Source organism: Candidatus Neomicrothrix sp., from assembly GCF_035329545.1.
Lineage (GTDB): Bacteria > Actinomycetota > Acidimicrobiia > Acidimicrobiales > Microtrichaceae > Microthrix > Microthrix subdominans.
The window spans coordinates 60,802-67,930 of record NZ_DAOLGP010000021.1 but is presented as its reverse complement, the minus strand read 5'-3'; the positions used below and the strand labels follow the sequence as shown (position 1 = coordinate 67,930).

Annotated in this window: 7 protein-coding genes; 2 read left to right on the top strand and 5 right to left on the bottom strand. The window is 66.2% G+C overall.

Translation table 11 applies throughout. From position 1 onward, the window contains the following. Positions 1-1,204, top strand: a 1,204-nt coding sequence (locus PKD89_RS12485; protein ID WP_324332474.1) for an IS110 family transposase, incomplete at its 5' end; no start/stop codon positions are given. Between the two features lie 97 nt (positions 1,205-1,301). Here the strand turns inward: PKD89_RS12485 and PKD89_RS12480 are convergent. Together PKD89_RS12480 and PKD89_RS12475 are read right to left on the bottom strand one after the other, a co-directional pair. Next, a complete protein-coding gene (locus PKD89_RS12480; protein ID WP_287379150.1) occupies positions 1,302-1,835 on the bottom strand; it encodes a hypothetical protein in 534 nt (177 codons plus the stop codon). Positions 1,836-2,018: 183 nt separating this feature from the next. After that, positions 2,019-2,834, bottom strand: a complete 816-nt coding sequence (locus PKD89_RS12475) for an MIP/aquaporin family protein (RefSeq protein WP_287379149.1) — start codon at positions 2,832-2,834, stop codon at positions 2,019-2,021. Between the two features lie 112 nt (positions 2,835-2,946). Between PKD89_RS12475 and PKD89_RS12470 the strand changes: the two genes are divergently transcribed. Continuing rightward, the gene (locus PKD89_RS12470) at positions 2,947-4,110 is read left to right on the top strand and encodes a hypothetical protein (RefSeq protein ID WP_289010104.1); all 1,164 of its coding nucleotides are present in this window, start codon (positions 2,947-2,949) and stop codon (positions 4,108-4,110) included. Between the two features lie 7 nt (positions 4,111-4,117). Here the strand turns inward: PKD89_RS12470 and PKD89_RS12465 are convergent, their stop codons facing one another. The 3 genes from PKD89_RS12465 to PKD89_RS12455 are packed head-to-tail and all read right to left on the bottom strand — an operon-like array spanning position 4,118 to position 7,097. After that, positions 4,118-4,762, bottom strand: coding sequence for a nitroreductase family protein (locus PKD89_RS12465; RefSeq protein ID WP_289010147.1), 645 nt, complete (start codon positions 4,760-4,762; stop codon positions 4,118-4,120). A gap of 32 nt (positions 4,763-4,794) precedes the next feature. Continuing rightward, on the bottom strand, positions 4,795-5,925 hold the full coding sequence (locus PKD89_RS12460; protein WP_289010105.1) for an acyl-CoA dehydrogenase family protein: 1,131 nt from the start codon (positions 5,923-5,925) through the stop codon (positions 4,795-4,797). Continuing rightward, the gene (locus PKD89_RS12455; RefSeq protein ID WP_287393065.1) at positions 5,922-7,097 is read right to left on the bottom strand and encodes an acyl-CoA dehydrogenase family protein; all 1,176 of its coding nucleotides are present in this window, start codon (positions 7,095-7,097) and stop codon (positions 5,922-5,924) included. The genes PKD89_RS12460 and PKD89_RS12455 overlap by 4 nt, the downstream gene beginning before the upstream one ends. Between the last annotated feature and the right edge of the window lie 32 nt (positions 7,098-7,129).

The following is a 7,129-nucleotide window of genomic DNA, read 5'->3' as shown; positions in this document are numbered from 1 at the left end:
CCCGTGCCCACCACCAATGACACCACCATCACCAACGAAAGTGGCGCCCTACAGGGGCCGCACCGAGGAAGTCCGAGAGTTCGGTACGACGGTGTCGCAGTTGCTGGCCTTGGGGGACTGGCTGTCCGAACGGGGGGTGTCCCGGGTGGGGATGGAAGCAACCGGGGTGTATTGGAAACCGGTCCACTGGGTGCTGGAAGCGACGGTCCCGGAGGTGTGGGTGATCAATGCCCGTCATATGCGGAACGTGCCCGGACACAAAACCGATGTTGCTGATTCGGTGTGGGGTGCGTCGCTTCTCGAACACGGTCTGGTGCGGGCGAGTTTCATCCCGCCGCCACCGATCCGTGCGCTCCGGGATCTGACCCGATACCGGAAATCGGTGATCGAGGACCGGACACGAGAAACCCAACGTCTTCACAAGGTCCTGGAGGACGCCGGTGTGAAGTTGTCGTCGGTTGCCTCGAAGGTGTTGTCGAAGTCCGGCCGGGAGATGATCGACGCGCTGATCGCCGGGGAACGCGACCCCGAGATCCTCGCCGGGTTGGCCAAGGGGCGTATGCGTTCCAAGATCCCGAGGCTCAAAGACGCTCTGGCTGGCCGGTTCAACGAACACCACGCGTTGTTGTGTCAGGCGATGTTGGCCCGGATCGATCAGGCCGACGCCACGATCGACGCGCTCGGTGTGCGGATCGGCGAGTTGTTGGACCCCTTTGAGGCGGCAGTGTCGTTGTTGGTGACGATCCCGGGGGTGTCTCAAAGGACCGCCCAGGTGATCATCGCTGAGATCGGTGCTGACATGTCCCGCTTTCCTGATGCCGGGCATCTCGCGTCGTGGGCGGGCATGTGCCCCGGCAACAACGAGTCGGCCGGGAAACACCGGTCCGGTCGGACACGACACGGATCGAAATGGCTTCGCAAGGCCCTGATCGAGGCCGCTCACGCTGCGTCGCGTACCAAGGACACCTACCTGGCTGCCCAATACGCCCAGATCCGTTACCGCCGCGGGCCCCAACGCGCTGCGGTCGCGGTCGGGCACTCGATCCTGGTCATCGTCTGGCATCTCCTCACCAACGGGGAGCCCTACAACGACCTCGGAGGCGACTACTTCGACAAACAACGAACCAGCGACGCACGACAACGACGACTGGTCGCACAACTCGAAGCCATGGGCAACACCGTCACCCTCACACAAGCCGCCTGACCCCAACAGCCGTTTCGTCGGGGCTGCGCCCCGACCGGGGGCGCCGCCCCCGCACCCCCACGCGTCTCACGACCCACTACAACAAGAGATTCACATCTCAGAAGGGTCGACCCTCGGATCGGCGCGTCGCAGCCAGCGCATCCATGAGCGCCCGACCGGTCGACTGCCGTTCGCTGTGCTCGCCGATCTGGCCGACGGCGTCGATCGCTGCGAGTGCACCGGCCGCATAGTCGTCACCTGCGGCTGGGCCGGGGGCGAATCGTTCGGCTTTCGTGAAGTGCGAGGCCCCCTTCACGGCGCCCTTTCGGCCAGTGGACCGCCAACCCAGCTTCGCCATCTTGAGCTTCACGGCGACGCCCACAGACTGACGAAAGCGGAAGCCGGGAGGGCCAGATATGAGAATGCGTTCGATCGTCGGGTCTGCCTCGATGAACCGGACAACGCCGGCGAGAGCGGGCAGGTTGTGCATCTCTGCGTCGGTGAGCCGTTGCTCGTTGGCCGGCAAGTTCAGCAGTTCGAAGAGGTTCTGAAACGCATCCGGATGTGCCTCAAGCTCCCCCTGGTACTTGGCCGCGTGAGGGTCGGCGTAGAAGTCGGCAGCGCCAATGTCCGAGCGAGTTGCAGTTTCCATCCTTCAAGTTTAGATAAACGTTTTGTGGATGTCTAGGAGTCAGCCCTCTGGAACGACTTCGGTTCATTGCATGAGACGGTTGCTGATTTGTGGTCTCGCTGGTAATGGTGTGCGGCGCCCTCGCGGCAGGTATCCTGCGTCACCCGCATCGATGATGATGGCCTCCAACGGCGACAGAACCCGTCAGGCCCTGGTCGGCTCGGCCTCCTTGGTGTCGAGGGCGCCCTGACCGGCCGCTGATCCGGCCCTGCCTCCACCCTGGCCTCTGAGCACGAAACCAAACGCCGTTGCGACGGCTGCGCCGGCGAGCGGACCGCCGAGGTACACCCAATAGGAGGCGAAGTCGGCGCCGACCAGGTCGGGACCGAAGGTACGTGCAGGGTTCATGGAGGTGCCGGAGATCGGGCTGCCCCAGAGGCCAGCGAGTGCGATGTAGCCGCCGACGCCCAACGCCCCGATGATCCCGTCGTTCTGGGCACCGGACGCAGTCCCAAGGATCACGCTGACAAGCCCGAGCGTGAGGACGAACTCCATCCAGAATGCTGAGCCGTTCGAGTAGCCGGAGGCCGGGTAGTTCGAGCCGTACGTGGCCGAAACGTTGACGACCGACTGGAGGAAGAGCGCTGCGAGCGACGCGCCGAGCAACTGAACGATGATGTAGCCGGGAACCCGCCACCATGGGAAGTCGCGTCGCAGGGCAAAAGCGATGCTGACCACCGGGTTCAGGTGGGCGCCGGACACCTTGCCCATGAACAAGATGACCGCCATGACCATCAGGCCGGGAGCGACCACTGCGGCTTGGCGGCTGATCGTGTCGGGGAACGCCTGGCCCATCATGCCGCCGCCGGCGGCGACCAGGACGAGGAGGAACGTGCCGAATGCTTCGGAGATCAGGCGGCGCCATTCCTGTCGCGGGTTGTTGAAGTCGTCCATTGGTTGAATGACGTCGGAGTGGAACCAACGGTCGATCGCCGAGCCGTCGGCGTATGGATCGGTCATTCGGCTCTCCTCGTCGGGCAGGTCGTGTGAACGACGGTATTGGTGTCGGTCCCGCCGACGCATCCCCCACATGTGGTGAGATTGCCGGGCGCTCGGCGGTACGATCGAGCCCATGGCACGCCAAACCGGCACGTATCCCGTCGAGCTGGGTTTCCTACCGGATGCGTTTGCGACTCCTGACGTCGACCACCCAGGGTTGCTACGGGCAGGTGAGCGTGCGTCCGCACCGTACGGAGACGAGAGCGTCGAGTTTCACGAGTGCCCGGCGACCGACTGCGATCAGGACGGCGACATTGGCACCGACCTGCTCGGCGCAGGCTTCGATACCGTCGACCTGACGCCGTTCGCCGCCCTTCAGAGCGTCCTGGGGCGTGTTGACGAAGCCGGCAACATGAACGACTCCGACGCCGAAGCGGTCCAGGCAGCGCTGGAAGGCGCGGTGCTGCAGTGCCGCAGTGGGCTGACGCTGACGGTGCTGTACGTGGCCGATGAGGGCCAGTTCATACGCACCGCCGGGCCGAACCGGATGTCGATGGTGCCACCCCGGTCGATCGGCAGGAACGACCACGGCCCTGCCACCTCGGTCCACGGCGACCAGGACGTGTTCGGGACGCCGATACGACAGTTGATGGGTGGCGAGGCGCCCACGCTGTTCCGTCACGATTCGCCCGGCGTTCACAATGACGAACCCTCGCTGATGCTGGTCAACCTGTGGATTCCGTTGCAGCAGATCACCCAGCCGCTGGTGCTCGCCGACGGACGCAGCATCGACCGGAGGAGCCACCAGCTCCGCTACGGGCTCGCCACCGACTCGTTCCTGGAGCGCGAGGACGACGCGGCCATCAACGACATCTGGATGTTCCTGCACGACCCGGACCAGCGCTGGTTCTTCCGTTCCGAGATGGACCACCGCTCCGCCTACGTGTTCAACACGTTGAGCACGCCCCACGGCGCCGGTGTGCTCCCGGGCGAGAGCCTCGCAGAACGCTGCTTTCGGGCGCTGGAGGCGGGGGAGTCGGCGGCCGAGCGAGGCGACGCCGACGGGCTCGTCGACGCGCTGGCCGACATCGACGAAACCCGAGCACCTGACGAGGCGACCCCGGCGCTGCGCCGGGCGATCGAGGGCATGCTCGCCCTGGCCGACGAGGCGCGCTCCGACCCCGAGGCGGTATGCGGCCCGAGGTCTCAGGACTGGGTGGCGAGTTCACAAGCCGCTCGTCGCAGCGTCGTCCGCCGATCGCTCGAGTTGCGGGTCGTGGTGTCGGTCGACAGGTAAGCGCTCTTTAGCGTGAGGTGCCCGACCATGGTGTGGTGAACGCGTCGCGTGCCGCCATCGCATCCGGGCCCTTTCGGGTGATGGGTCCGTGGCCGCGACCGACCGGGTAGCCGATCGGCACGAGCGCGACGGTTGCCCACGAGTCCGGAATGTCCAAAAGGTCTTTCACCTCGGGTTCGCGAAGGCAGTGCAGCGTGGTCAGCGTGCAGCCGAGCCCTTCGGCGACACACGCCAACATGGCATTTTGCACCGCCGGATAGACCGAGGCGCCGCCGACCATGCTGATGCGATCGAGGTTGGCGTCGGTGATGGCCATGGCCGCCGGGTTGGCGCAGAACACGAGAATCGCGGGTGCCTCGTGCAGGTGGTTCGCAAGATGGTCGCCCGCACTCACCACCCGGCGCTGCGGTTCGGCTACATCATCGGGGAGGCCGTCGAGACGGGCGAGAACCTGCGCGGCGTAGCGTTGCCATTCCGGGCGATAGATCGCCTGGAGCCCGGCCCTCACGTCTGGGTCGGTGGCGACGATCACCTTCCATGGCTGTGTGTTGCCGCCGGTCGGTGCCCAGCAGGCGGCTTGAAGCACCCGATCGAGCACAACGTCCGGGATCGGGTCGGGTCGCAGCCTCCGAACCGCTCGAAGCGTGCTCATGGCGTCATACAGCTGCATGGGGGTGCCTGCTTTCAGGGTTGGGGCCGTGGTTCACGCGGCAGGCCGAGGAGGCGTTCGCCGATGATGTTGCGCTGAATCTCCGAGGTGCCGCCGCCGATGGTGAGCGCTCGGCTGAACAGGTAGGCCCAATGCCAGGGGTCTGTCGTTTCGGCTTCCTCGTTTTGAATCCCGAGCATGCCGGCGGGCCCGGCGAGGTCACAGATGAGATCGAGAAGTGCCTGGGCGTTGGCATCGGCTTTCGCCTTGCGAATCGATGCGAAGGGCGACGGATCCTCACCCCGGAGCATCGCGTCGACGATCTTCTGGGTCAGCAGGTTGGTCACGAACCCGTCGCTGTACACCTTGGCCGCCTGCTGACGGCTCACCGGCGTGCCGGCGGCCGATCTCCGACGAATCTCGTCCATGCACTCCCCGAAGGTCGGCCCCATCCCCCAGAGCACGCCGCCTTCGCTCAGCGCGACCCGCTCGTTGCCCAGCGTGGCCGTCGCCAGGCGCCACCCGTCGCCCTCGGCGCCGATCCGGTTCTCGACGGGGATCCGGACCTCGTTGAAGAACGTCTCGTTGAAGTGGTTACCACCGGTCATCTCGATGATCTTGCGCACCTCGACACCGGGGGTGGCCATGTCGACCACGAAGTAGGAGATGCCTTGGTGCTTCGCCACGGTTGCGTCGGTGCGGGCCAGCAGGATTCCCCATTGGGACCGGTTCGCCCACGTCGACCAGATCTTCTGACCGTTGACGACGTAGTGGTCGCCGTCGCGCTCGGCGCTGGTGCGAAGCGAGGCCAGGTCAGAGCCGGCGTCCGGCTCGCTGAACAGCTGGGTCCACATCTCGGTTCCGTCCAGGATGCCCGGAAGCCAGCGTCGGTGTTGAGCCTCGGTGCCCCCGGCCAGGATCGTCGGGCCGGCCCAGCCCAGGCCGATCGTGCTGTCCGGGACCACCACGTTGGCCGCCGCCAACTCCTCGGCGACGAGCAGCTGCAGGTGTGGGTCGGCATGGAGCCCCCAGGGCCGTGGCCAGTGCGGTGCGACCAGCCCGGCCTCGGCCAGTTGGCGGGGGGTGGGGGACCGATGATCAGCGAGCCAGGCCCGGAGCAGCCGCCGCTGTTCGACGGGGTCAAGCTCGTTGGTCAGCTCGTTCACAGAAGTCCCGTGTCCGTCTCGATGCCCAGCCGGAGCCGACCATAGGTTTCGAGCGTTCGAGGTGCGACCATCGCGTGCTGGGTGGCGACAAACGCGTCACGGAACGTTCGCTGCAACGGACACGACTTGTAGACCGCCGCGCCGCCGCCTGCCTTGTACATCAGCTCGGCCACCTCGGCCGCCGTCTGCGTGGCGTGGGTGGCGCTCAACCGAAGCCGGCGCTTCTGTTCGACCGTTGGAGCGCTGCCCGACTCGGCCGTCACCCAGGAGTCGGTGATGGATGCCTCGATGAACGCCCATGCCGAGGCGAGCTTGGCCTCGGCGATCGCAACGTCGGCCTGAACCTGGGGACGCCGGCCGAGCGACTTCGAGCTTCCCTGGGGCTTCTTTGTCCCGGCGAGCTCGACGAGCTCGTCGACGGCCCGCCGGGCGATGCCCATCGCGCAGGAGGCCACGCCGCAGGCGAGCAACCCGAAGAACGAGAACCGCGACAGGCTGCTGTTGTGCCGCACCGTTGCGTCGTCGCCCAACTCCACCCAGCGGCCCTCCGGAACGAACACGTCGTTCACCTGGTAGTCGCCCGAGCCGGTTCCGGACAATCCGGAGACGTCCCAGTTGTCGATGAACTCGACGTCGTCGGGTTGAAAGAAGACGAAGGGGGCCACCAGGCCGTCGGCTCTCGCCTGGGGGGTTCCGTCCTCGCCGACCAGCAGGCAGCCGCCGGCGATCCAGGTGCAGTGACGGGTGCCCGAACCCCACTGCCAGCGGCCGCTCACACGCAGACCTCCGTCGACGGGCGTCGCACGACCGGCCGGCATGGCGAACCCGCCGGCGATGGAGCCGGTGGAACCAAAGACCTCGCTCGCAAACGGATCCGGAAGCATCGATGCCGTGAGGGAGGTCGTCGAGCCGATCATCGAACACCAACCGGCGGCGCCGTCGTGGTACGCCAGCTCCTCAATCACCTCCAGGCTTTCCCATGCCGTGACGCCGGGACCATCGAGATCCGCCGGGACGTACATCCGGAACGCCCCCGTCGGTTTGATCAGCTCGACGACATCGGGTGGAAGGCCGCGCGCCTGCTCGATCTCGGCCGACCGACCCTCAAGCGTCGGACCGATCTGCTTCACGGCGTCCAGCACCTGGTTGGTTCCCATGCCCCGTTTCCCCATGCCCTGTTTCTAGGGGATTCCGAGTGCGTATG